Annotated in this window: 22 protein-coding genes and 4 tRNA genes; 16 read left to right on the top strand and 10 right to left on the bottom strand. The window is 63.9% G+C overall.

Annotation, left to right across the window (positions count from 1 at the left end; genetic code table 11):
- Nucleotides 1-176: 176 nt before the first annotated feature.
- Entirely contained in the window at nucleotides 177-908 is a 732-nt protein-coding gene (locus tag BG61_RS02560; RefSeq protein ID WP_035926680.1) for a DUF4136 domain-containing protein, read from the bottom strand.
- A gap of 216 nt (nucleotides 909-1,124) precedes the next feature.
- Between BG61_RS02560 and pepN the strand changes: the two genes are divergently transcribed.
- The 5 genes from pepN to BG61_RS02535 all read left to right on the top strand — a co-directional run bounded on the left by pepN (nucleotide 1,125) and on the right by BG61_RS02535 (nucleotide 6,874).
- On the top strand, nucleotides 1,125-3,845 hold the full coding sequence (pepN, locus tag BG61_RS02555; RefSeq protein WP_035926205.1) for an aminopeptidase N: 2,721 nt from the start codon (nucleotides 1,125-1,127) through the stop codon (nucleotides 3,843-3,845).
- 251 nt (nucleotides 3,846-4,096) lie between these two features.
- On the top strand, nucleotides 4,097-5,113 hold the full coding sequence (locus BG61_RS02550; RefSeq protein WP_035926207.1) for a class 1 fructose-bisphosphatase: 1,017 nt from the start codon (nucleotides 4,097-4,099) through the stop codon (nucleotides 5,111-5,113).
- A 52-nt stretch (nucleotides 5,114-5,165) separates the two neighbouring features.
- Nucleotides 5,166-5,241: transfer RNA gene (locus BG61_RS02545), tRNA-Thr, on the top strand.
- 640 nt (nucleotides 5,242-5,881) lie between these two features.
- Nucleotides 5,882-6,034, top strand: coding sequence for a hypothetical protein (locus BG61_RS43180; protein WP_158447128.1), 153 nt, complete (start codon nucleotides 5,882-5,884; stop codon nucleotides 6,032-6,034).
- A gap of 216 nt (nucleotides 6,035-6,250) precedes the next feature.
- A complete protein-coding gene (locus BG61_RS02535) occupies nucleotides 6,251-6,874 on the top strand; it encodes a chorismate mutase (protein WP_035926210.1) in 624 nt (207 codons plus the stop codon).
- Here BG61_RS02535 and BG61_RS02530 read toward each other — a convergent pair.
- On the bottom strand, nucleotides 6,805-8,019 hold the full coding sequence (locus tag BG61_RS02530; RefSeq protein WP_051672230.1) for an exonuclease domain-containing protein: 1,215 nt from the start codon (nucleotides 8,017-8,019) through the stop codon (nucleotides 6,805-6,807). The two genes, BG61_RS02535 and BG61_RS02530, sit on opposite strands and share 70 nt — an antisense overlap.
- A 399-nt stretch (nucleotides 8,020-8,418) precedes the next feature.
- Nucleotides 8,419-8,622, bottom strand: coding sequence for a cold-shock protein (locus tag BG61_RS02525; protein WP_035926212.1), 204 nt, complete (start codon nucleotides 8,620-8,622; stop codon nucleotides 8,419-8,421).
- A 403-nt stretch (nucleotides 8,623-9,025) separates the two neighbouring features.
- On the opposite strand from BG61_RS02525, the gene BG61_RS44945 reads away from it, so the two are divergent.
- Nucleotides 9,026-9,208: a hypothetical protein gene (locus BG61_RS44945; protein ID WP_035926215.1), complete on the top strand. Its 183-nt coding sequence runs from the start codon at nucleotides 9,026-9,028 to the stop codon at nucleotides 9,206-9,208.
- Nucleotides 9,209-9,724: 516 nt separating this feature from the next.
- Nucleotides 9,725-10,867 (top strand): porin, encoded by a 1,143-nt coding sequence (locus tag BG61_RS02520; protein ID WP_035926218.1) that lies wholly within the window; start codon nucleotides 9,725-9,727, stop codon nucleotides 10,865-10,867.
- Between the two features lie 73 nt (nucleotides 10,868-10,940).
- On the opposite strand, the gene greB is transcribed toward BG61_RS02520, so the two are convergent.
- Nucleotides 10,941-11,498, bottom strand: a complete 558-nt coding sequence (gene greB / locus BG61_RS02515) for a transcription elongation factor GreB (protein WP_035926221.1) — start codon at nucleotides 11,496-11,498, stop codon at nucleotides 10,941-10,943.
- A 139-nt stretch (nucleotides 11,499-11,637) separates the two neighbouring features.
- On the opposite strand from greB, the gene BG61_RS02510 reads away from it, so the two are divergent.
- A tRNA-Arg gene (locus tag BG61_RS02510) sits at nucleotides 11,638-11,714 on the top strand.
- A 122-nt stretch (nucleotides 11,715-11,836) separates the two neighbouring features.
- Nucleotides 11,837-11,913, top strand: a tRNA-Arg gene (locus BG61_RS02505).
- An 84-nt stretch (nucleotides 11,914-11,997) separates the two neighbouring features.
- On the opposite strand, the gene BG61_RS02500 is transcribed toward BG61_RS02505, so the two are convergent.
- The 5 genes from BG61_RS02500 to BG61_RS02480 all read right to left on the bottom strand — a co-directional run bounded on the left by BG61_RS02500 (nucleotide 11,998) and on the right by BG61_RS02480 (nucleotide 16,965).
- On the bottom strand, nucleotides 11,998-12,489 hold the full coding sequence (locus BG61_RS02500; protein WP_035926224.1) for a phage protein NinX family protein: 492 nt from the start codon (nucleotides 12,487-12,489) through the stop codon (nucleotides 11,998-12,000).
- 90 nt (nucleotides 12,490-12,579) lie between these two features.
- Nucleotides 12,580-14,964 (bottom strand): RelA/SpoT family protein, encoded by a 2,385-nt coding sequence (locus tag BG61_RS02495; RefSeq protein WP_035926226.1) that lies wholly within the window; start codon nucleotides 14,962-14,964, stop codon nucleotides 12,580-12,582.
- A gap of 122 nt (nucleotides 14,965-15,086) precedes the next feature.
- Nucleotides 15,087-15,290: a DNA-directed RNA polymerase subunit omega gene (gene rpoZ / locus BG61_RS02490; protein WP_006025620.1), complete on the bottom strand. Its 204-nt coding sequence runs from the start codon at nucleotides 15,288-15,290 to the stop codon at nucleotides 15,087-15,089.
- Nucleotides 15,291-15,347: 57 nt separating this feature from the next.
- Nucleotides 15,348-16,025, bottom strand: coding sequence for a guanylate kinase (gene gmk / locus BG61_RS02485; RefSeq protein WP_035926230.1), 678 nt, complete (start codon nucleotides 16,023-16,025; stop codon nucleotides 15,348-15,350).
- 7 nt (nucleotides 16,026-16,032) lie between these two features.
- Nucleotides 16,033-16,965 carry a YicC/YloC family endoribonuclease gene (locus BG61_RS02480; protein WP_035926233.1) on the bottom strand — a complete coding sequence of 311 codons (933 nt, stop codon included), beginning with the start codon at nucleotides 16,963-16,965 and terminating at the stop codon, nucleotides 16,033-16,035.
- A 287-nt stretch (nucleotides 16,966-17,252) separates the two neighbouring features.
- On the opposite strand from BG61_RS02480, the gene rph reads away from it, so the two are divergent.
- The 6 genes from rph to BG61_RS41710 all read left to right on the top strand — a co-directional run bounded on the left by rph (nucleotide 17,253) and on the right by BG61_RS41710 (nucleotide 20,892).
- The gene (gene rph, locus BG61_RS02475) at nucleotides 17,253-18,014 is read left to right on the top strand and encodes a ribonuclease PH (protein ID WP_035926689.1); all 762 of its coding nucleotides are present in this window, start codon (nucleotides 17,253-17,255) and stop codon (nucleotides 18,012-18,014) included.
- A complete protein-coding gene (rdgB, locus tag BG61_RS02470) occupies nucleotides 18,004-18,624 on the top strand; it encodes an RdgB/HAM1 family non-canonical purine NTP pyrophosphatase (protein WP_035926236.1) in 621 nt (206 codons plus the stop codon). Before rph ends, rdgB begins: the two co-directional genes overlap by 11 nt.
- Nucleotides 18,621-19,838: a radical SAM family heme chaperone HemW gene (gene hemW, locus BG61_RS02465; protein ID WP_035926240.1), complete on the top strand. Its 1,218-nt coding sequence runs from the start codon at nucleotides 18,621-18,623 to the stop codon at nucleotides 19,836-19,838. The genes rdgB and hemW overlap by 4 nt, the downstream gene beginning before the upstream one ends.
- A gap of 54 nt (nucleotides 19,839-19,892) precedes the next feature.
- Nucleotides 19,893-19,982 (top strand) — tRNA-Ser (locus BG61_RS02460).
- Nucleotides 19,983-20,061: 79 nt separating this feature from the next.
- Complete coding sequence (locus tag BG61_RS02455) at nucleotides 20,062-20,268, top strand: hypothetical protein (protein ID WP_035926242.1); 207 nt, start codon at nucleotides 20,062-20,064, stop codon at nucleotides 20,266-20,268.
- A 6-nt stretch (nucleotides 20,269-20,274) separates the two neighbouring features.
- Nucleotides 20,275-20,892, top strand: coding sequence for a hypothetical protein (locus tag BG61_RS41710; RefSeq protein WP_129572040.1), 618 nt, complete (start codon nucleotides 20,275-20,277; stop codon nucleotides 20,890-20,892).
- Between the two features lie 431 nt (nucleotides 20,893-21,323).
- Here the strand turns inward: BG61_RS41710 and BG61_RS43175 are convergent, their stop codons facing one another.
- Nucleotides 21,324-21,482: a hypothetical protein gene (locus BG61_RS43175; RefSeq protein ID WP_169743288.1), complete on the bottom strand. Its 159-nt coding sequence runs from the start codon at nucleotides 21,480-21,482 to the stop codon at nucleotides 21,324-21,326.
- 131 nt (nucleotides 21,483-21,613) lie between these two features.
- Between BG61_RS43175 and BG61_RS02445 the strand changes: the two genes are divergently transcribed.
- The gene (locus tag BG61_RS02445) at nucleotides 21,614-22,093 is read left to right on the top strand and encodes an energy transducer TonB (RefSeq protein ID WP_035926246.1); all 480 of its coding nucleotides are present in this window, start codon (nucleotides 21,614-21,616) and stop codon (nucleotides 22,091-22,093) included.
- The last annotated feature ends 263 nt before the right edge of the window (nucleotides 22,094-22,356 follow it).

Raw genomic sequence — 22,356 nt, 5'->3', positions numbered from 1 at the left:
TCCAGGCGATGAGCCATCGCCGGAGGCAAGCCCGCTGCCTTGTGCGGAAGTAATATTTTCCGGGCCGGAACGCTGCGCTGCGTAAAAAAAGCCCGTGCGGCTTGCGCCCACGGGCCAGTCATTTTCAGGGCCAGGTCAGATCAGCCGCGCGACCTTTCGTGCTTCCAATCTGGCGATCACTGCACGGGCTTGGAGGCAGTCGCGCCGCCCGACGGCGGAACCATCTGCTCGTTCGCGCCGACCGTCGCGGGTGCCTCGTTGCCGCCGCCGCCCGCATTGTCGAGCGGTATCTTCACCGTGCGCACCGTGCCGTTGCCGAGCGGGAAATCGGCGAGCGCGCTCTGCACGAGATAAGGCATCGCGCGAATCAGCGACGACTCTCCGCCCGAGTTCATCGCCGTCACCTTGTAGACCTCGCGCCCCGTGCTCTGGTCGGTCATGCGGATCTGCAAGGCGTGAATGAAGATCGGATAGCTCTGGTCGACGTACCCGTAACTCGCCGGCCCCCACGGCCCATACGGACCCCATGCGCCCCACGGTCCCCAGTACGGACGGCCGTAGGGGCCGTACATCGGCCACGGATCGTAATAAAGCGGCTGGCGCACCGTCATCACGTCGCCGCGGATGGAGTACGCCAGTTCCACACGATAGTGCGCGCTCGCCTCGGGAACCTGCCGGAACGCGTACTTCGAGAGCTCGTTTGCGACCAGCACTTCATACGTCGTCTGCTCGATGCTGTTCTGCTGCTCGGGCGCGCGGGCGAAGGCATAGGTGCGGGCGGCGTCGGTGCCGGACCAGTCGGAGAACGCCGTCACCTGCGTCTGCACGTAGGTCGTGCAGCCGGCGAGCCACATCAAACTCACGGCGAGCGCGGCACGCGCCGCGCCGGTCCATCGATCGAACTTCATGGTCATCCTCATTTTGTTGCCTGCATTTCTTAGTTATAGAAAGTGTCGGCAAGTCTCGCACACTCGGCGCGCGCGGCACATGTTGCAGCCGGCTGGAGCATTCTGCGTCAGCCATCCGGCCAGGGGCGCGCCGGACACACGATTGCCCGAGCCTTTGTACAATGGTCCGGCACAGGCCGCGATGAAGCGCCGCTTTCCAACCCTATCGAATTCGCCATGTCCAATTCCACAGCATCCACGACCGCACCTGCCGTGATCCGCCGGGCCGACTACGCGCCGCCCGCTTTCCTGATCGATTCCGTCGCGCTCGAATTCGACCTCGCGCCCGAGCGCACCGCCGTCAGGAACACGATGCGCGTGCGCCGCAACCCCGATGCCGCCGCCGCGCCCGCCCTCGCGCTCATGGGCGAGCAGCTGGAATTCGTGCGCGCGTCGATCGACGGCCGTGTGCATGCCGACGTCCGTGTCAACGAAAACGAGTTGACGATCGACAATATTCCCGACAGCTTCGAACTGACGATAGAAAGCCTCTGCAACCCGGCGGCCAACACCACGCTGTCGGGCCTCTATGTGTCGAGCGGCAACTTCTTCACGCAGTGCGAGGCCGAGGGCTTTCGCCGCATCACCTATTTCCTCGACCGCCCCGACGTCATGGCAACCTATACGGTCACGCTGCGGGCGGACAAGTCGGCGTATCCGGTGCTGCTGTCCAACGGCAACCTCGTCGAGCAAGGCGACCTGCCCGACGGCCGGCACTTCGCGAAATGGGAGGACCCTTTCAAGAAGCCGAGCTATCTGTTCGCGCTCGTCGCGGGCAAGCTCGTTGTGCTCGAAGAGCGCATCACGGCCGGCTCGGGCAAGGAAAAGCTGTTGCAGGTCTGGGTCGAGCCGCAGGATCTCGACAAGACCCGTCACGCGATGGACTCGCTCATCCATTCGATCCGCTGGGACGAAAGGCGCTTCGGCCTGGAACTCGATCTGGACCGCTTCATGATCGTCGCGGTCAGCGACTTCAACATGGGCGCGATGGAGAACAAGGGCCTCAACATCTTCAATACGAAGTACGTGCTGGCGAACCCCGAAACCGCCACCGACACCGACTTCTCCAACATCGAGGCCGTGGTCGGCCACGAGTATTTCCACAACTGGACCGGCAACCGCGTGACCTGCCGCGACTGGTTCCAGCTGAGCCTGAAGGAGGGCCTGACCGTCTTTCGCGACCAGGAGTTCTCCGCCGACATGGCCGCCGGCGACACCCCGGGCGCGGCAAGCGACGCCGCCCGGGCGACGAAGCGCATCGAGGACGTGCGCGTGCTGCGCCAGATGCAGTTCGCCGAGGACGCCGGCCCGATGGCGCACCCGGTGCGCCCGGAAAGCTATGTCGAGATCAACAATTTCTACACGATGACCGTCTACGAGAAGGGCTCGGAAGTCGTGCGGATGTACCAGACCCTGTTCGGCCGCGACGGCTTCCGGCGCGGCATGGATCTCTATTTCCAGCGCCACGACGGCCAGGCGGTCACCTGCGACGACTTCCGCCACGCCATGGCGGACGCCAACGGCCGCGATCTCGCGCAGTTCGAGCGCTGGTACAGCCAGGCGGGCACGCCGCGCGTGGGCGTGCGCACGTCCTACGATGCCGCCGCGAAGCGCTACACGATGACGCTCACGCAGGGTTACGGCGAGGCGTCGGAGGCGGCGCGCGCCACGCAACAGGGGCCGCTCCTGATCCCGGTGTCGGTCGGGCTGATCGGCGCGAAAGGTGCCGACCTGCCGCTGCGGCTCGACGGCGAGAAAGAGCCGCAGGGCACGACGCGCGTGCTCGAGCTGACCGGGCGCGAACAGTCATTCACCTTCGTCGACGTGGCCGAGGAGCCGCTGCCCTCGCTTCTGCGCAATTTCTCGGCGCCGGTGATCGTCGAATACGACTACACGAACCCGCAACTGGCGTTCTTGCTCGCCAACGACAGCGACCCGTTCAACCGCTGGGAAGCCGGCCAGCGGCTCGCTACGCGCGAATTGCTCGCGCTGGCCGGCCGGGCCGCGAAAGGCGAAGCGCTCTCGCTCGACGACGAGGTCGTCGCAGCCTTCGCCCGGGTGCTCGACGACGAAACGCTTTCGCCCGCGTTCCGCGAACTGGCGCTGATGCTCCCTTCGGAAAGCTATCTGGCCGAGCAGATGTCGGTGTCCGATCCGGCCGCGGTCCACGCCGCGCGCGTGTTCGTGAGCGGCCGGCTCGCCGCGGGACTGCGGCAGAAGTGGCTCGCCGCCTATGAAGCGAACCGGACGCCGGGCGGCTACCGGCCGACACCCGAAGACGCCGGCAAGCGCGGCCTGAAGAATCTCGCCCTTGCGTACCTGAGCCAGTTCGACGACCCCGCCGACGCCGTTCGCCTCGCCCGCGCGCAGTACGACAGCGCGGACAACATGACGGACCGTTCGGCGGCGCTCTCGGCGCTCCTGATGGCAGGCGCGTCGGCGAAGGGTGACGCGACGGCCGCCGACGCGGCGCTCGAAGACTTCTACCGGCGCTTCGAAAACGAACCGCTCGTGATCGACAAGTGGTTCGCCCTGCAGGCGACGCAGCGCGGCGGCCCGAACCGCAACGTGATCGACATCGTGCGCAGGCTGATGCAGCATCCCGCGTTCACGCTGAAGAACCCGAATCGGGCCCGCTCGCTGATTTTCAGCTTCTGCAGCGGCAATCCCGCGCAGTTTCACGCCGCCGACGGCTCCGGCTACGCGTTCTGGGCGCAACAGGTGATCGCGCTCGACGCGCTCAATCCGCAGGTCGCCGCCCGGCTCGCCCGCGGCCTGGAACTGTGGCGGCGCTTCACGCCGGACCTGCGCGAAAAGATGCACGAAGCGCTGACGGACGTGGCATCGAAGGTGAAATCGCGCGACGTGCGGGAAATCGTCGAAAAGGCGCTTGCCTGAGCGCTTCCCGGCCGATTTGCCCTCGGAACCGGCGCCTCGCGCGCCGGTTATTTTTTTCTTCGGCGGATTGGCCGGCTTTTCGCCGCCCCGACTGCCGGCAACCCTTGAATCGCCGGCACGGCATGCCGCGGCGCCTGCCTGTGCGCACCCGAAACCGAGGCGCCGGACGGTCGTCACATCGAGCGTTAGTTTCGAGCGGGTAGAATCAGGGCATTCGTCAAACGCTCCTGGAGCCAAGCATGTCCTCAAGCATGTCGATTTCCCGCCGCACCACCCTCACCAAATATCTGATCGAGCAGCAACGCGAACACCAGAACCTCCCGGCGGACCTGCGTCTGCTCATCGAAGTCGTCGCGCGGGCCTGCAAGCAGATCAGCTACCAGGTGAGCAAAGGCGCGCTCGGCGAGGCGCTCGGCAGCGCCGGCAGCGAAAACGTGCAGGGCGAGGTGCAGAAACGGCTCGACATTCTGTCGAACGAAATTCTGCTCGACGCCAACGAATGGGGCGGCAACCTCGCCGCGATGGCGTCAGAGGAAATGGAGAAGATTTTCCCGATTCCCAATCGCTACCCGAAGGGTAACTATCTGCTGACGTTCGATCCGCTCGACGGCTCCTCGAACATCGACGTCAACGTGTCGATCGGTACCATTTTTTCCGTACTGCGCTGCCCGGACGGCGTGGAGCCGAGCGAACAGGCATTCCTGCAGCCCGGCTCGGCGCAGGTCGCCGCGGGTTATGCGGTGTACGGCCCGCAGACGGTGCTCGTGCTCACCACCGGCAACGGCGTGAACTGCTTCACGCTCGATCGCGAGCTCGGCTCGTGGGTGCTCACGCAAAGCGATATGCAGGTTCCGGTCGAAACGAAGGAGTACGCGATCAACGCGTCGAACGCCCGCCACTGGTACGAGCCTGTCCAGCAGTACGTAAACGAGCTGAATGAGGGCAAGGACGGCCCGCGCAAGGAAGATTTCAACATGCGCTGGGTGGCGTCCATGGTCGCGGACGTGCACCGCATCCTGAATCGCGGCGGCATCTTCATGTATCCCGCCGACAAGCGCACGCCGGATCGTCCGGGCAAGCTGCGCCTGATGTACGAGGCAAACCCGATGGCGTTCATCGTCGAGCAGGCGGGCGGCGCCGCGACGAACGGCCACCAGCGCATCCTCGACATCGAGCCGCAAAGCCTCCACGAGCGCGTTCCGGTGTTCCTCGGCTCGAAGAACGAGGTGGATCGCGTGACCCGATACCATCTGGAAAAGAAAAATTGATCGGGGTATTGCCAAACTCAGCAAAAACTCCCTATAATCTCGTTTCCCTGATGCCGGAATAGCTCAGACGGTAGAGCAGCGCATTCGTAATGCGAAGGTCGGGGGTTCGATTCCTCTTTCCGGCACCAAGCATCATACAAAAACCCGCGTCGTCTTTCGGCTTCGCGGGTTTTTCATTTGGCGCAGGCCGTTCGGCTTCCGCGCATCTCTCTGGCTTCCTCGCCTGCCTCGTACCTATGTATCGCTCGCGGACGGAATAAAGCCACGCATTAATGTGTTTTTCGTTATAAGCGGCCGGCTTTGGACGGGTTATTCGCAGGCTGCGAATACCATGAATTTGCAAGCGCCGCGAATAAGGCGAATTTTGTGCGCTTGCACACGCCCGGATTATTATTCCCCAGCGCGCAATAGTCCGTCAACGATGGTTTCCCGGTATCGTTATATCCATAGAGGAAACGGTAAAGTGGAATTGAGCGTTCACTGCGAAGCCAGCGCCGCAGGGCCGTGGCGGCCCGCAGCGCGGCGCAGCAGGGACAAATTGCTGCTGGGAACGAGAAACCGGTAAATGAAGCCGCATGATTGTCGAACGTAAATTTTGCGAACGTTCATGCACGCATCGGTCAATCGTTCGATTTTATCGCCGAGGCTCAAGGAATTGCGACGCTGTTCCGATAAAGCAACAAGAGATGTGCATTTGTTCCGGCAGCGCAATCGATGCTGGTACGAACCTAAAATCGAGATCGATAATCGTGTGACTTAAGGAGAGAGATGATGGACGCCAAGCCGACGAAAATTCCGACCCCCGACACGGTTTCTTGTCCGGATCCGGAACCGGTCGGGGTCGAATTCCTGGCCGCGGAACTGCCCGAGCATGTCCGGGCGTTCTTCGACGAACAACGCAGCCAGCGCGAAAGCAAATAAGCGCCGGTTCCGGAATCGCCACGTCGCCGTCGTGTGAACGACGCAACGCGCAGTTGTCCACGCGCGGACGTCAACAACCAGCAATGGCTTGCGCCAGGGATCGTCGCGCATGCCGTCAGTGAGCGCGCCGTCCCGCGCGAGGGGCCGTACGCGCCCATAACGGCGAGCGTTGCCACGGTGCGCTATGCTGGGTTTTTCACTCATCCAGCGCCCGCAATGCGTCGTCTACCGCCCTTTTCCTTCTCCTGCTCCCGCCTCGCGTTTTCATTGCGCACGTCTGCCGCCCTCGTCATGGCTTGCGTCGCCTGCGTTTCGCCCGCGCACGCGAATGGCGATGACACCCCGCTCACCAATCTGGTTGCCCTGACGTCGCAGCGCCTCGCGCTCGCCGAACCCGTCGCGCGCTGGAAGTGGGCGCGCCACGAACCGATCACTGACGCGCCCCGCGAGGCCGCGCTGCTCGCGAGCGTCGACAAGAAGGCCCGCGCGGCGGGTATCGACCCGGCATTCGCGCAGCAATTCTTCCGCGACCAGATCGAAGCGAGCAAGGACGTGCAGAACGCGCTGTTCGAGCAGTGGCGCGGGGCGCGGCCGCCCGAAGGGGCGGCGCCGGACCTCGGGACGGACACCCGCCCGAAGCTCGACCGGCTCACGCAATCGCTGATCGCCGCGCTGGCGCGCGTCGAACCGGTGCGCCACGAGCAGGATTGCCCGCTGCGGCTCGCCGACAGCGTCGCGCGCTGGAAGCACATGACGCGCTACGACGCGAATCAGAACGCGCCGCTTTCGCGCGCACTGTCACATGTCTGCGCCGCGGGCGGCGTCGGCGCCGTCGGCTGAGGGAGCGCGTTGCCGGCGATCGCGTCCAGCGGCACGAAGGCGAGCCCGCGCGCGAGGCGCTCGCTCAGGATGCGGTAGGTCGACAGTTCGAAACCGGGCGCCAGCGACACTGCGCGCGACGCCGCCGCTTCGGCGAGCGAGGCCGCCGTCCCCAGGTATTGCCATCCGTCGATGACGTGCCACGCCGGCAACCCCGTCGCGGCATCGCGCTCTTCGATCGCGATCGCGCCCGCATAAGGCCACACCGAGCCGCGCGGATCGTCGCCCCGCGATCGCGGCACGCGATTGTGCGGCGGCCGCAGCCGCGCGACCGCCCCCGCCTCGGCAAGCAGCGCGCCAATCTCGCCGCCCGTCGCCGTCCATTCGACGCGCCGGATGAGCTGCGCGAGCCGCAGGTCCTTCGCCGAACGGCGCGGACCCGTCAGATGCGAACGCACGCGCTGGCGCAACCGCACGCTTCTGCCGACGAAGAGCGGCACGTCGCCCTCCCCGAAGAACACGTAGATCCCGCAGCCGGCGGGAATGCGCTCGATCGTGTCCTCGTCGATGTCGCCGGCGAGCTGGAAGCGGCGCGTGACCCGGTCCATGTGGCCGCGCAGGATGTCGGCCGAATGGGAGCGATGCAGGTGCTGCCAGAATTGCCAGATCAATTCGGCGTCGGCGAGCGCCCGGTGCCGCGCCGACGGCACGAGCGCGTGCCGCTCGACGAGCGCGTCGAGCCCATGACGCCGCTCTTCCGGATAGACCGCCCGCGACAACTGCACCGTGCACAGCACGTCCGGCTGGAACTTGAGGCCCATCCGCCTGAATTCGCCGCGCAGGAAGCCGTGGTCGAAATGCGCGTTGTGCGCGACGAAAAGGCGGCCGTTCATGCGCTCGAAGAGCGCGGGCGCGAGTTCGTCAAACGTCGGCGCGTCGCGAACCATCGCATCGCTGATGCCGGTCAGCTGCTGAATGAAGGCGGGAATGGGCTTCTGCGGGTTCACGAGTGAACTCCACTGCGTCACGCCGGACGGACCCGCCTCGACGATTCCGATCTCGGTGATCCGATCGATGCCGAACGTGCCGCCCGTTGTCTCGAGGTCGACAAAAACGACGGGGCCGGCGGGGAATTCGCTGCTGGGAAACGGGGAAAGAGCGTGCATCGCGATATGGGAGGCGCCGGGCATCGCGGATTCGGGAGTGAATCTCGGGAGCGCGGACGCGTGAGGGATCCGCTCATTTTAGCGCAGGGGGCCAGCATGAACAGGACGCGCGGGTGAACAGGATATCCCTCTATATAAGACTAAACGCATCGCCGGATTAATCCGGGTCTGCGCGGATGCATCAGCATTAACCCCGATTTACGCAGCATTAAAAATAAATCTCGACCGCCTGATGGCAAGGATTAAATCGGCCCGCCTCCGGCACGAACTGGCGGCACGATTGAGGCAATAAACAGATTGCGCATTGGAGCGCAACTCTCGATTACCCGACACGCAATAAAAAAGCCCCCTGCTCTCGCAGGGGGCTTCCCGATTCTTTGCGCCGAAACTGCTGACGGCTTAGAGTCCGCGAATGTTGGCTGCCTGCTTGCCTTTCGGGCCGGTCTTCACCTCGAACGACACCCGCTGGTTCTCCTTGAGCGACTTGAAGCCGTCGGCACGGATCTCGGAGAAGTGCGCGAACAGGTCCTCACCGCCTGTATCCGACGTGATGAAGCCAAAGCCTTTAGCATCGTTAAACCATTTGACGATACCGGTTTCCATATACCTTGTTCCTTCGAAGTTTGATAAATACGGGCCAAGCCCTGTAACACCGCAATGATCGCCTGGACGCTATCGGCCAAACGCGCGGTGTCGCCTTTTATATAAGGACGCGTTCGCAGCGTCAAGAGGAATCAATAACGACGTGATTTATTAATGCGCTTAAACAGAAAAAGCCCAATCGGCGCACCCGCGTATCACACTTCGATGACGATTAATGTCCGGAAACACTTGTCCTATTTGTAACAAGATTTATCCAATCGTAAGTGTTTCTGCGTATTGTTGAAGCGTGCACCCATCAGCAATATGACGGCCAATATGCAGAAGAAAGGGGAGTTCCTCGTGATGACCGAATTCAAGCGCGCGGGGCAGTGGCTGAAATCATTCTTTTCGTCGCCGGCGCACGATGCAACGTCACCCTGTCGCTGCGTTCGATCTCGATCCGTCTTGGCACGGTGACCACTGGCAGAACCTGCTGTCATCCCCGATAGACGCTCGTCATTACATCATGGAAGATTGGACGCTTCCGCCAGAGCACGACTTCGGCGAGCGGCGCGCAATGGACGACGCCCAGCCGGGAGCAGCCTGAGAGCCGAAGACAAAAAAAAAGCGCGACTTGGAGGTCGCGCTGACAAAGGTTTGGAGATCTTTTCCGTCAACGAAAAAGTCTGCTTCGGAAAGCAGCAAAACAAGTATAGCGGCGGTTCTGGAAAAAATTACCAGTAAAAACAGCAATCAACTATTGCAGTTAAATCAACAATCCAGAATCGGACTTTTCCTGTTGTATTTGCGCGTCGAAGCGTGTCGCAACAACGCAACGCCGTGCGGTTGACACCCCTCCCGTACCCCGCCTTTCTTGCCGCAAACCCTTACCAGTAAAGGCCGAAACGGCGTGATTCGATCATTGCCGATCGAAGAATACTTTATTGCGTAAATCGGAATGTCTGGCTGTTAACACCGTCTTTACACTTCGTCTGGTCCGGAAACAAATATGTTCGTTTCCTGAACATATCGCTCAACCTGACTCGCCTCTCGCAGCGCGTCGGAGAAGGTTTCCTTCAAGCCTGGGTTCATTTAGGCCCAATCTGCTCTCGGAGTTACAAAGATGAAAAAGACTCTCATGGTCGCTGCCCTGACGGGCGTATTTGCTACCGCCGCTCAAGCGCAAAGCAGCGTTACGCTGTACGGCTTGATCGACGCAGGCATCACCTATACGAACAACCAACAAGGCCACAGCAACTTCAAGGCGACGAGCGGTTCGGTGAACGGCAGCCGCTGGGGCTTGCGCGGCGCTGAAGACCTCGGCGGCGGCCTGAAGGCAATCTTCGTGTTGGAAAACGGCTTCAACATCTTCAACGGCACGCTGGGCCAGGGCGGACGTGAATTCGGCCGTCAGGCATTCGTCGGCATTTCGGGCGAGCAGTACGGTGCGGTGACCCTCGGTCGCCAGTATGACTCCGTCGTCGACTACCTCGGGCCTCTCGCCCTGACGGGTACGCAATACGGCGGCACGCAGTTCGCCCACCCGTTCGACAACGACAACCTCGACAACTCGTTCCGCGTCAACAACTCGGTCAAGTACACGAGCGCGAACTTCGGCGGCTTCAAGTTCGGCGGCATGTACGGCTTCTCGAACGAAGCGGGCGGCTTTGCTGATAACCGCGCTTACAGCGTCGGCGCATCGTACAACTACGGTCCGTTGAACATCGCTGCGGCTTACCTGCAACTGAACAACGACGTCAACCAGGCAGTTCCGAACGCCCTGGGCGCAGTGAGCGGCGACAATCCGCTGGCTGCTGGCCGTCAGCGCACGTTCGGCGGCGGTCTGAGCTACGCGTTCGGCCCGGCGACGGTCGGCTTCGTGTTCACGCAAACCATGCTCGACAACGCGCTCGGCGTGACGGCAGCAGGCACGGGCGGCGCTGCGATCCCCTTCAGCGAAAGCCATGCGCGCTTCACCAACTACGAAGTCAACGGCCGCTACAGCCTGACGCCGGCCCTGAGCGTCGCAGGTGCGTACACGTACACCGACAGCCGCATCAGCGGCGAGTCGCCGAAGTTCCACCAGGTCAGCCTGCAGACGGCCTACGCGCTGTCGAAGCGCACGGACGTGTACCTGCAAGGCGAATACCAGCACGTGTCGGACGGCGACAACGTTCCGGGCCTCGGCGCAACGATCACGGGTGTTGGCGTGTCGTCGACCGAAAACCAGGTTTCGGCAACGATTGGCCTGCGTCACCGCTTCTAAGCCGCACGAGCAGTACCGTTGTACAAAAGGCGCCGCTTGCGGCGCCTTTTTTTGCGCCCCGTTCCAGCGGACGCTAGGCCTTGGCCGGATAGCGCACGTCGAGGATATCGATCTGCTGGACGCCCGCCGGCGTGTGCAAGGCCACTGTGTCGCCGATTTTCGCCTTCAGCAGCGCGCGCGCGATCGGCGAGATCCAGCTGACGCGCCCGTGGTCCAGATCCACTTCGTCGACGCCGACGATCGTCACCGTATGCTCTTCGCCGTCGTCGCCTGCATAGTCGACCGTCGCGCCGAAGAAAACCTGATCGACATTCTCCTGCCTGCTGCTGTCGACGACTTCCGCCAGGTCGAGCCGTTTCGTGAGAAAGCGGATGCGCCGGTCGATCTCGCGCAGACGCCGCTTGCCGTAGATATAGTCGCCGTTCTCCGAGCGGTCGCCATTCGACGCCGCCCACGACAGCAGTTTCACGACCTCCGGGCGCTCCTCGTCGAGCAGATGCAGCAGTTCGTCGCGCAGGCGCTGGTGACCCGCCGGCGTGATGTAGTTTTTGGTACCGGCGGGCACATCCGGCTGGGCGATATCGAGATCGTCGTCGGACTCGTCGGACTCTTTGACAAATGCTTTGTTCATGGTGCAAACCACTCAAAAATGCCTGTAGAGAAGCAGGATCGCTTACATACAAGGTAACACGAAGGCCGCTCGCAGCCGATAAAATCCCCTTCAGCCCTTCCTTTTTCAGATAGCCTTCGCTATAATCTCGCTTCTGCGTGCGGCTGTAGCTCAGTTGGATAGAGTACTTGGCTACGAACCAAGGGGTCGTGGGTTCGAATCCTGCCAGCCGCACCACTTATTCAAATCGTCTTCCTTATGGAACCCGAGGGAACCCGAAGGAACCGGGAAGCACGAAAGCAACAAAACGCGTTTAACCATTAGCGCGGTGAAGTCACAAAGAAGTATCGGTTTTGCGTGCGGCTGTAGCTCAGTTGGATAGAGTACTTGGCTACGAACCAAGGGGTCGTGGGTTCGAATCCTGCCAGCCGCGCCACCCTTCGAAGGGCCTTCCATCCGGAAGGCCCTTTTTGTTTTGCCCGCGTCCCTTGTCTGCGCCCTTTTCCACCCGGCCTTTCACCTACTGGCGCGGCGCCGACCCGATATCGCCGATGCGCCCGTCGGGCGCGGGAATGTCCTCCACCGACGCCACCGCGCTCTGCTCCCCGATCGCCTCCGCCCGCGCGCCGAGCAAGGTCTGCGGGCGGCGCAGGAAATCGTCGTCGACGGTGTCGCCGAACGTGTGCCGCACGAACGAGCGCAGCAACGCGAGCCTGAGCGACGCGCCCCGCCCCTCCACCGGCTTGCCCTCCCGGCCGAAGGTCGCCTCGCAGACGACTTCGCCGCGTCCGTGATCGCTCATTTCGAGCCGGCACGCGCGCTCGAGAACGACGGAAGCCGCCTCCCAGGACGTCGACGGCAAGAAGCGCCCGTCCCACGGCTTGCCCCGGTCGTTGCCGCGGATCGAGAGCGTTTCGCCGCTGTCGGTGAAGTGAATTTCGCGCACGAATTCGTGCAGGCCGCGCGCCACCCAGTAATCGAGCGCGGCGCCTTCGAGATCGGATGTGTTCATGGTGTGCCCCTCGTGACGTCGTCGGATACGGGCATGCACGTTACGTTCCAGTGCCCGGCGCTCCGGACACGGCAACCACTCCAGGCGACGTCAGTAATCCGCGCGCTCGCGGTCGATGCGCATGCCGCCTTCCTGGTTGCGATGATGCGGCTCGTCGCTCGGACGCTCGCGCGCGATGCGCATCACGTCCGGATTGGTCCGCACGCGGCGCATCACGTTTGCGAGATGCACGCGGTCGCTGACCTGGATCACGAAGCGCAGGAGCGTCGCTTCCTGCAGCGGATCCTCGTCCATCGCGATGTGGACGATGTTGGCGTCGGCCGACGTGATGTCGGCGGCGACGCGGGCGAACACGCCCTTCGTGTTCTTGACGAGCACCTTGACGGCGACGTCGAACAGGCGCCCGGGCTGCGGCGCCCACGCGACGTCGATCCAGCGGCCCGGATCGCGCCGGTGGATGCGCTGCGCGACGCGGCAGTCGGTGGTATGGATCGCCATGCCGAGGCCGATGCCGATGTAGCCCATGATGTCGTCGCCGGGAATCGGGCGGCAGCACGCGGACAGCTGCACCGACATGCCCTCCGTGCCCGTGATGACGACCGGCGGCGCCGTATTCGTGGTGTAGTGCTCGCGCGGGGAATCGTCGTCGTCGCGACCGTTCATCAACACTTCGATGCGCTTCGCCATCACCGCCGCGACGCGCCGGCCAAGGCCGATGTCGGCGAAAATCTCCTGGCGCGTCTTGTTGCCGGTCCACTGCACGAGCTTTTCCCACACTTCCGGCGTGACTTCGGACAGCGCCAGCCCATAGCCCTTGAGGCTCTGATCGACGAGCCGCTCACCGAGCTGGACCGACTCGTTCAGCCGCATCGTCTTCAGATAGTGCCGAATGGCGGAGCGCGCCTTGCCCGTGCGCACGAAGCCGAGCCACGCGGGATTCGGCTTCGAATACGGCGCGGTGATCACCTCGACGATGTCGCCGCTCTTCAGCTCGGTGCGTAGCGGCAGCAGCTCGTTGTTGATCTTCACCGCGACGCACTGGTTGCCCAGGTCGCTGTGGATCGAATACGCGAAGTCGAGCGCCGTGGCGCCGCGCGGCAGCGGCATGATCTTCGACTTCGGCGTGAATACGTAGACGGCGTCCGGAAACAGGTCGATCTTGACGTGTTCGAGGAATTCGCTCGAGTCGCCCGCTTCGCTCTGAATGTCGAGCAGCGACTTCAGCCACTGGTGCGCGCGCTTTTGCACGTCGTTCAGGTCCGCGCCGCCGTTCTTGTACAGCCAGTGCGCGGCGACGCCCGCCTCCGCGATCTCGTGCATCTTGCGCGTGCGGATCTGGAACTCGATCGGCGCGCCGAACGGACCCACGAGCGTGGTGTGCAACGACTGATAGCCGTTCACCTTGGGAATCGCGATGTAGTCCTTGAACTTGCCCGGCACCGGCTTGTAGAGCGCATGCAACGCGCCGATGCACGTATAGCATTCGAGCGCGCTGTCCACCACCACGCGAAAACCGTACACGTCGAGCACCTGCGAGAACGACAGCTGCTTGTCGCGCATCTTCTTGTAGATGCTGTAGATGGTTTTTTCGCGGCCCGTGACTTCGGCCGTGATCTTCGCATCGGCGATGGTGCGCTGCACGGCTTCGAGAATCTTGCCGACCACCTCGCGCCGGTTGCCACGCGCCGCCTTCACCGCCTTTTCGAGCGTGGCGTAGCGATTCGGATTGAAGTTCGCGAAGCTCAGGTCCTGCAGCTCGCGATAGGTATTGTTCAGTCCGAGCCGGTGCGCGATTGGCGCATAAATGTCGATGGTTTCGCGCGCCACGCGCCGCCGCTTCTCCGACGGCACCGCACCGAGCGTGCGCATGTTGTGCAGCCGGTCGGCGAGCTTGACGAGGATCACGCGCACATCGCGCGCCATCGCAAGCAGCATTTTGCGGAAGTTTTCCGCCTGCGCTTCCTCGCGGTTGCGAAACTCCATCTTGTCCAGCTTCGACAACCCGTCGACCAGTTCCGCGACCTTCGCGCCGAAGCGCTCCGCGATCTCGGCCTTGGTCACGCCCTGATCCTCGATCACGTCGTGCAGGAGCGCGGCCATGATCGACTGCGCGTCGAGCTTCCAGCCCGCGCAGATCTCCGCGACGGCGACCGGATGCGTGATGTACGGCTCGCCGCTCTGCCGGTACTGGCCGAGATGGGCTTCGTCGCTGAAATGGAAAGCCGCCTTGACTTCCTTGATCTCTTCCGGGGAGAGATAGGACGCAAGCGCATTCGTGAGTTTCGCGATGGAAACGACGTCGTGCTTGCGGGGCTGCTCAGGCGTGGCGGTCGGCCCGAACAGATGGCGGAACGACTGTTCGAGGACCGCGTCGATGTACTTGCGAGCCGCCGCCGGACGGCTCGAATCGTGGTTCAGCTCGTGATCGGCGTCGCTATCCGCGTCGACGGAGACGGGCAACGGTGTCTGACTCATGTTCGCCTCCGTAGTGGATGACGCGGGCGCGCCGGGTTGCGAAAAATCTGCCAACTACATGCCAGCTACTGCCAAAAACGGCCGACGACAACAATGGCGGCAGCCAAAAACGAAACAGCGCCTCAGACAGGCACCTTCTTCAGCATTTCCACCCCGACCTGGCCGGCGGCGATCTCGCGCAGCGCGACGACGGTCGGCTTGTCGCGGCTCTCGATCTTCGGCGTATGACCCTGAGCAAGCTGACGTGCGCGATAGGTCGCCGCGAGCGCCAGCTCGAAACGGTTCGGGATCTGTTTAAGACAGTCTTCTACGGTGATGCGGGCCATGTTTGTTTCCTTCTGGATATGTTCTTCATTCTACCTTATGTGACCAGAATGCCCTGATCACGAGGCGTGCGGCGTGTGAATCCCCAGTTCCACGAAAAGCTGCGTGTGGCGGGCGTATTGCGAGCCGAAGCGAAGGCGCGTCGCCTTGACGAGGCACTGCAGTTCCGCGAGCGCGCGCTCGAAATTCTCGTTGATCACCACGTATTCCGCTTCCGGCGCGTGCGCCATCTCGCTGCCGGCCGCGAGCAGGCGCCGCACGATCACGTTCTGCGGGTCCTGGCCGCGCTTTTTCAGGCGGTCTTCGAGCGCGTCGAGCGACGGCGGCAGAATGAAGATCTCGACCGCGTTCCTGAACCGCTTCTTGACCTGCTGCGCGCCCTGCCAGTCGATTTCGAGCAGCACGTCGTGGCCGCTTTTCATCTGCTCCTCGATCCACACGCGCGAGGTCGCGTAGTAATTGCCGTGCACTTCCGCGCTTTCGAGGAATTCGCCCTTCGCGTGCCGCTCCATGAATTCGTCGACCGACACGAAGTGATACTGCACGCCGTTCTGGTCTTTCGGACGGGGCGCGCGCGTCGTGTACGACACCGACAGGCGGATCGCCTGGTCCTGCGCGAGAAGCGCGTTGACAAGCGTCGACTTGCCGGCGCCCGAGGGCGCGACGACCATGAAGAGATTGCCCGGATAGATACCGGTGTAGGCGCTGAGATGCGTACCGTGCGTCGTGGTGGTCATTGCAGCGTCACTCCAGGTTCTGTACTTGCTCGCGCATCTGCTCGATCAGCAGCTTGAGCGTCATCGAGGCGTCGGCGAGTTCCTTCGCAGCCGCCTTCGAGCCGAGCGTGTTCGCCTCGCGGTTCAGCTCCTGCATCATGAAATCGAGCCGCTTGCCGACCTTGCCGCCCTTTTGGAGCACATGGCGCGTCTCGGAGAGGTGGGCGGTGAGCCGCTGCAGCTCTTCCGCGATATCGATGCGGATGCCGTAGATCGTCACTTCCTGGCGAATGCGCTCCGCGATCTCCTCGCGCGGCAAGCTGGTCGGCGTGCCTTCCGGCGCGGCGATGCCGAGCGCGTCCTGCAGCCGCTCGACGATCTTCTGCTGGTGCTTCGCGATCAGTTCCGGCACGAGCGGCGTGATGCGCGCGACGATCGCTTCCATCTCCGTCACGTTGTTGATCAGCACGGCCGCGAGCGCTGCGCCTTCGCGCGCGCGCACGTCGATGAGATCGGCGATTGCCTGCTTGCCGCACGCCAGCACCGCTTCGCGCAGCGACTCCGGCGACACGCCGCCCTCGGCCAGAATGCCGGGCCAGCGCAGGATTTCGCCGGTGCGCATGCGTTCGGCTTCAGGAAAAATCTCCAGCACCGATCGTTCCAGCGCGGCGAGCTGCGAAAGCGCATCGCGGTTGAGCGCGCCGGCCGTCGCCGTCTGTTCCGCGCGGTTCAGGTTGATGCGGATATCCACCTTGCCGCGCGAGAGCTTCGTCATCAGCATTTCGCGGAAATGCGGCTCGCAGGCGCGCACGTCTTCGGGCATGCGGAAATTGAGGTCGAGAAAGCGCGAATTCACCGTGCGCAACTCCACCGATACGCCGACGCCGGACGCATTGGGTCCCGCGCCGTCCGCCGCCACTTCGCGCGTCGCGCTGGCATAGCCTGTCATGCTGTAGATCATGGTACGTCTCGCGGTGTGGGCCTTCGGAACGAAGGCCGGTTTGCAACGAGCGCCCGGCTGTGTCCGTGCATGGATTGAGCACGCGATGTTGGCCAGGCGAGGAAGGGCACATTATCCCATTTTTACCGCCGCGGCTTGCCGAAACGCGTAGGGCGTACCGGTGTCACCGGTGTTGCCGGTACCGCTTGTGTGGCCCGCAGAACGGCGGGCGCGATTGACGATAAAATCACCAGTTGCGCCGCGCTTCGCGCGTTCTTGCTCTCCGACCCCTACTTCTCCCGCCATCCATGACCGACTCCACCCTGCTTACGCCCGCTTCCTTCGACCGCCCGAGCGGCCGCCGCGCGAACCAGCTGCGCGACGTGCGCATCACGCGTCACTACACGAAGCATGCCGAGGGCTCGGTGCTCGTCGAATTCGGCGACACCAAGGTGATCTGCACCGCGAGCGTCGCCGAGCGCGTGCCCGAATTCCTGCGCGGCCGCGAGCAGGGCTGGCTCACGGCGGAATACGGCATGCTGCCACGCGCCACGCACACGCGCAGCGACCGCGAAGCCGCGCGCGGCAAGCAGACCGGCCGAACGCAGGAAATCCAGCGCCTGATCGGGCGCGCGCTGCGCTCCGTGTTCGATCTCTCCAAGCTCGGCGCGCGCACGCTGCATATCGACTGCGACGTGATCCAGGCCGACGGCGGCACGCGCACGGCGAGCATTACGGGCGCGTTCGTCGCCGCGCACGACGCGGTCTCGAAGCTGCTCGCAGCGGGCCGCATCGCCGAGTCGCCGATCAACGACTTCGTCGCCGCGATTTCGGTCGGCGTGTACGAAGGCGAGCCGGTGCTCGATCTCGACTACGACGAGGACTCGCAGTGCGACACCGACATGAACGTCGTCATGACGGGCGCGGGGGGCTTCGTCGAAGTGCAGGGAACCGCCGAAGGCGTCCCCTTCTCGCGCGCCGAAATGAACGCGCTGCTCGATCTCGCGCAAAGCGGCATCGACGCGCTGATCGCCAGGCAGAAGGCCGCACTGGAGCTTCATGGTGACTGAAGGCAATGACCTGACACGCGTCGTGCTCGCGTCGAACAATGCGGGCAAGCTGCGCGAATTCGCGTCGCTGCTCGGCGCGGCCGGCATCGAACTGATCGCGCAGGGCGCGCTCGGCGTGTCCGAAGCGGAGGAGCCGCACGCGACGTTCGTCGAAAACGCGCTCGCGAAGGCGCGCCATGCGTCGGCGGCAACCGGCCTGCCTGCGCTCGCGGACGACTCCGGCCTGTGCGTGCGCGCCCTGCGCGGCGCGCCCGGCGTGTATTCCGCGCGCTATGCGCAACTCGCGGGCGGCGAAAAGAGCGACGCGGCGAACAACGCGCGGCTCGTCGCCGAGCTTGCCGGCGTGCCCGACCGCCGCGCGTACTTCTTCTGCGTGCTCGCGCTCGTGCGTCACGCCGACGACCCCGAACCGCTGATCGCCGAAGGCCGGTGGCACGGCGAAGTCATCGACGCGCCGCGCGGCGCGAACGGCTTCGGCTACGACCCGCACTTCTTCGTGCCGTCGATGAACGCCACCGCCGCCGAACTCGACCCCGCGCGCAAGAACGCCGGCAGCCACCGGGCGATCGCCCTGCAGCAGCTTCTGGCACGCCTGAAGGAGTTCGCGTGAGCACGGGCCCGCAAGCCATCAACGTGGTGAAGGCGTTCACGTCGCCGGGCAGCATCCGGCTCACGTCGCTGCCGCCGCTCGCGCTCTACGTCCACTTTCCGTGGTGCGTGCGCAAGTGCCCGTACTGCGATTTCAACTCGCACGAGTGGAAAGGCGACTCCTTCCCCGAGGACCGCTATCTCGACGCGCTGCGCGCCGATCTCGAACGCGCGCTGCCGCTCGTCTGGGGACGGCAGGTGCATACGGTGTTCATCGGCGGGGGCACGCCGAGTCTCCTGTCCGCAAAAGGGCTCGACCGCCTGCTCTCCGACGCGCGCGCCCTCCTGCCGCTCGACGCCGACGCCGAGATCACGCTCGAAGCGAACCCCGGCACGTTCGAAACCGCGAAGTTCGCGCAGTTTCGCGCGAGCGGCGTGAACCGGCTGTCGGTCGGAATCCAGAGCTTCAATGAGCGGCATCTGAAGGCGCTCGGCCGCATCCACGATTCGACGCAGGCGGCGAAGGCCGTCGAGATCGCCGCGCGCCATTTCGACAATTTCAATCTCGACCTGATGTTCGCGCTGCCGCAGCAGTCGCTCGACGAATGCCGCCGCGACATCGAGACGGCGATCGGCTTCGCGCCGCCGCATCTGTCGCTGTATCACCTGACGCTCGAGCCGAACACGCTGTTCGCGAAGTTTCCGCCGCAAGTTCCCGACGACGACGCCTCCGCCGACATGCAGGAATGGATCCACGAGCGCACGCGCGAGGCGGGCTACGAGCGCTACGAGGTGTCGGCGTATGCGAAGCCGCATCGCCAGAGCCGGCACAACCTGAACTACTGGCGTTTCGGCGACTATCTCGGCATCGGCGCGGGCGCGCACACGAAGCTCTCGTTCCCGCAGAAAATCGTGCGCCAGGCGCGCTACAAGCATCCGTCGACGTACATGGACGAGGCGCTTGCCGGCAGCCCCGTTCAGGAGGAGCACGAAGTCGGGCCGCGCGACCTGCCGTTCGAGTTCATGCTGAACACGCTGCGGCTCGTCGAAGGCTTCCCGGTGCATGCGTTCATCGAGAGAACGGGGCTCGCGATGTCCTCGATCGAGCCGGCGCTTGTCGAAGCGGAACGCCGCGGACTCATTACGCGCGACTTCGAGCGCATCGCGCCGACGCCGCTCGGGCAGCGCTTCCTGAACGACCTGCAGGCGCTCTTTCTGCGCGACGCGCGAGATTGAGCGCGGCCCCGGCTACGCCCGGCCGGGGGAGTTGCGCTACAATACGCGCCGTCTGGAGGTGTGGCCGAGTGGTTTAAGGCACCGGTCTTGAAAACCGGCGAAGGAGCGATCCTTCCGTGAGTTCGAATCTCACCGCCTCCGCCAGAAACCTTGCCTCAGTGCGTCCAGAATAATCCCGAACAAGCACTGAACCCCCGCTATATAAGGCTCTCCGCTCCTTTGCATGCTCGAATCGAAGCATGACCGCGAGGGCGTGCGTCCCATCACCGATATTCGTCGATCTCCGCAAAACGACGACTCGGCTCGTTTCGCTGACGACGCGGTACCGCCGCCCACGCACAAGTTCTTCGGCAACGACAACGACATTCCCACCGCGCACCCTGTCCACCGGGGTTTCGACGACATCCAGATCGGAGACGGACTTCACTAGCCGATCGTGCCACTGGAAACTCGCGCGCAGGAAATCGCGAACGCGTTGAACGAGCCCGGTGTTCTGCGCCCACACCTCGGGACTAGCACTTGCCACACACCTCTCGCCAGTCTCGATCGCTTCGTCTTTTTGCTCCTGACCGGGAAAAATATCCCGCGAATATTGGCTCTTTCGGTACAGCACTTAGCAAGGCGAGCGCCGCATCCGCCTGCCATCGCGGCGCCGCACGCTTATTGCTGCACTCCTGAAACCCCGCTGCTGAAAGCGAATCCAAAGGCACTACGCCACGATCGGAATCCGAATATGAAAATTCGCCACTTCGCTGTTTGTTCGCTCGCAGTTGCCGCACTGTCCGCTCACGCGGGAGACGCACCGACAAGTCAATGGCGGATGACCGAAACGAGCTTGTTCGACCTCGTGCAGAATGGCTACAGCATCGTCGCCGTCACGGGCAACGCGTCGCGCATTGACGCTTCATCCGAAGACACGTTTTTTCTGCAGCGGACCAACAGCGTGTACAAATGTTTCGACGCGCACGATGCCGAAGCCCGTGCGAAAAGGGGCGGCGCAACGGCGCACTGTTTCGAGCTGATCAAAGCCGACCTCGCGCCGTCCGGCAAATAGGCATTGCGACGTGCGGCCCGCCGCTCCTGCGTGACGAGCCGCGTGCGTGGAACGCTCAAGCGCTCCGCTCAGTTGTCGTCCGATCGGACGGGCGGCCTTTCGTGCGGCGCGGGTTCAGCCTTGTCGGCGTCGGCAGACTCCGGCGCTGACGGCGCCGGCCTGGGTGCTGCCGCCGGCGGCGGCTGATCGGTCCGGGCCGGGGTCCCGGCGGGACTGGAAGTCGGGGTTGATGACATCACGTTCTCCCGATGACTGGGGACAATCCCCTCACCACATTAGCACCGAAAAGAGCCGTCGGCCCGCCGCGTTCTCGTCGATCCGCGCGCACGCGCGTGCAAGCAAGCGCCTGCAAGGTAAGCGGCCCGCACGAACGCGGGCCGCTCGCGTCTTCACGCGGCATCACGCGGCATCCAAACAGCTCGAACTTTCAATCAGCCGACGTCCGGCTCCCCTTCTCCCGGCTTCTTTCCCGGCCTGTCGTTGGGCCCCTGGTTGCGCGCGTCGTCATCGCGCTCGGGCAGCTTGCTCTTCTCGTTGTCGCTATGCTCCGCCGGCAGCGCATCGCCGGCGTGCTTCGGATCGCTTGTCATCGCTTGCTCCTTCATCCGGTCTGGATGTGACCGATCCGTCAGCAAGCTGCGGGCCCGAGCGCACAAAAGTGCCGACATTCCGGGTATTTTTTTGCCTACCATGAAAGTATCGCGAACCGCAGAGCGGTCCCATGATTGCATCGACCCGAAAGCATGTCGTCGCGTTCTTCGCTATCGTCACGATCGGCCTCGCGGCCTGCACGATCACGCCGCCGCCCAAGCCGGTCCAGACGCAGCCGGCCGCCGCGCTGAGCGGCCCGAACCTCGACCAGTACAAGCAGCGCGTGGCCGAACGCATCTTCGAGCGCAATCCGTCGCTCGTGCTCAAGGGCACGCCGCAGGCGATGCTGCGATCGCTCGTCGTGGTGGCGTTCACGGTGGATCGCAACGGGCGCGTGGTGAACTCGGCGGTGTACCGCACCAACGGCGACGACGAAGCCGAAGCCACCGCGCTCGCCTCTCTGCGCCGCGCGTCGCCGCTGCCGGCACCGCCGCCGAAGCTTCTGAACGGCAACGGCCAGCTCGAGCTCTTCGAAGGCTGGCTTTTCAACGACAACGGCCAGTTCCAGCTGCGCACGTCGCACTCGCCGCAGGCGACGAGCATCGACTAGCCTCCCGGACGATCCGCGCACAACGCGCGCACGATCGCTATAATTTTCGCCACTCCCTGCCGGACCCGTCCGGCGCCGCCGCGCCGCGTGCCGACCCGCCGCGTGTCGCGATGCGGCTGGCAGGCGCGGCCGCGCGCGTTACTCATGCGCACCCGCCCGGCCGAAGGCTTCAGGCCACCCGTTGCAACGCCGTTCGCACCAAGCGAAAGCCCGGCGCATTTCGTACAAGAACGTCCCACGACGCCAGCCAACGCGTGCCGCTC

This window comes from Caballeronia glathei, assembly GCF_000698595.1.
Lineage (GTDB): Bacteria > Pseudomonadota > Gammaproteobacteria > Burkholderiales > Burkholderiaceae > Caballeronia > Caballeronia glathei.
The sequence above is the reverse complement of the archived record's forward strand: the minus strand, read 5'-3'. Positions and strand labels throughout refer to the sequence as shown.

Excerpts from the sequence above, each read along its gene's own strand:
- BG61_RS02560 (WP_035926680.1), bottom strand. The coding sequence starts at position 908 with ATGAAGTTCGATCGATGGACCGGCGCGGCGCGTGCCGCGCTCGCCGTG.
- pepN (WP_035926205.1), top strand. The coding sequence starts at position 1,125 with ATGTCCAATTCCACAGCATCCACGACCGCACCTGCCGTGATCCGCCGG.
- BG61_RS02550 (WP_035926207.1), top strand. The coding sequence starts at position 4,097 with ATGTCGATTTCCCGCCGCACCACCCTCACCAAATATCTGATCGAGCAG.
- BG61_RS43180 (WP_158447128.1), top strand. The coding sequence starts at position 5,882 with ATGATGGACGCCAAGCCGACGAAAATTCCGACCCCCGACACGGTTTCT.
- BG61_RS02535 (WP_035926210.1), top strand. The coding sequence starts at position 6,251 with ATGCGTCGTCTACCGCCCTTTTCCTTCTCCTGCTCCCGCCTCGCGTTT.
- BG61_RS02530 (WP_051672230.1), bottom strand. The coding sequence starts at position 8,019 with ATGCACGCTCTTTCCCCGTTTCCCAGCAGCGAATTCCCCGCCGGCCCC.
- BG61_RS02525 (WP_035926212.1), bottom strand. The coding sequence starts at position 8,622 with ATGGAAACCGGTATCGTCAAATGGTTTAACGATGCTAAAGGCTTTGGC.
- BG61_RS44945 (WP_035926215.1), top strand. The coding sequence starts at position 9,026 with ATGCAACGTCACCCTGTCGCTGCGTTCGATCTCGATCCGTCTTGGCAC.
- BG61_RS02520 (WP_035926218.1), top strand. The coding sequence starts at position 9,725 with ATGAAAAAGACTCTCATGGTCGCTGCCCTGACGGGCGTATTTGCTACC.
- greB (WP_035926221.1), bottom strand. The coding sequence starts at position 11,498 with ATGAACAAAGCATTTGTCAAAGAGTCCGACGAGTCCGACGACGATCTC.
- BG61_RS02500 (WP_035926224.1), bottom strand. The coding sequence starts at position 12,489 with ATGAACACATCCGATCTCGAAGGCGCCGCGCTCGATTACTGGGTGGCG.
- BG61_RS02495 (WP_035926226.1), bottom strand. The coding sequence starts at position 14,964 with ATGAGTCAGACACCGTTGCCCGTCTCCGTCGACGCGGATAGCGACGCC.
- rpoZ (WP_006025620.1), bottom strand. The coding sequence starts at position 15,290 with ATGGCCCGCATCACCGTAGAAGACTGTCTTAAACAGATCCCGAACCGT.
- gmk (WP_035926230.1), bottom strand. The coding sequence starts at position 16,025 with ATGACCACCACGACGCACGGTACGCATCTCAGCGCCTACACCGGTATC.
- BG61_RS02480 (WP_035926233.1), bottom strand. The coding sequence starts at position 16,965 with ATGATCTACAGCATGACAGGCTATGCCAGCGCGACGCGCGAAGTGGCG.
- rph (WP_035926689.1), top strand. The coding sequence starts at position 17,253 with ATGACCGACTCCACCCTGCTTACGCCCGCTTCCTTCGACCGCCCGAGC.
- rdgB (WP_035926236.1), top strand. The coding sequence starts at position 18,004 with ATGGTGACTGAAGGCAATGACCTGACACGCGTCGTGCTCGCGTCGAAC.
- BG61_RS02455 (WP_035926242.1), top strand. The coding sequence starts at position 20,062 with ATGCTCGAATCGAAGCATGACCGCGAGGGCGTGCGTCCCATCACCGAT.
- BG61_RS43175 (WP_169743288.1), bottom strand. The coding sequence starts at position 21,482 with ATGACAAGCGATCCGAAGCACGCCGGCGATGCGCTGCCGGCGGAGCAT.
- BG61_RS02445 (WP_035926246.1), top strand. The coding sequence starts at position 21,614 with ATGATTGCATCGACCCGAAAGCATGTCGTCGCGTTCTTCGCTATCGTC.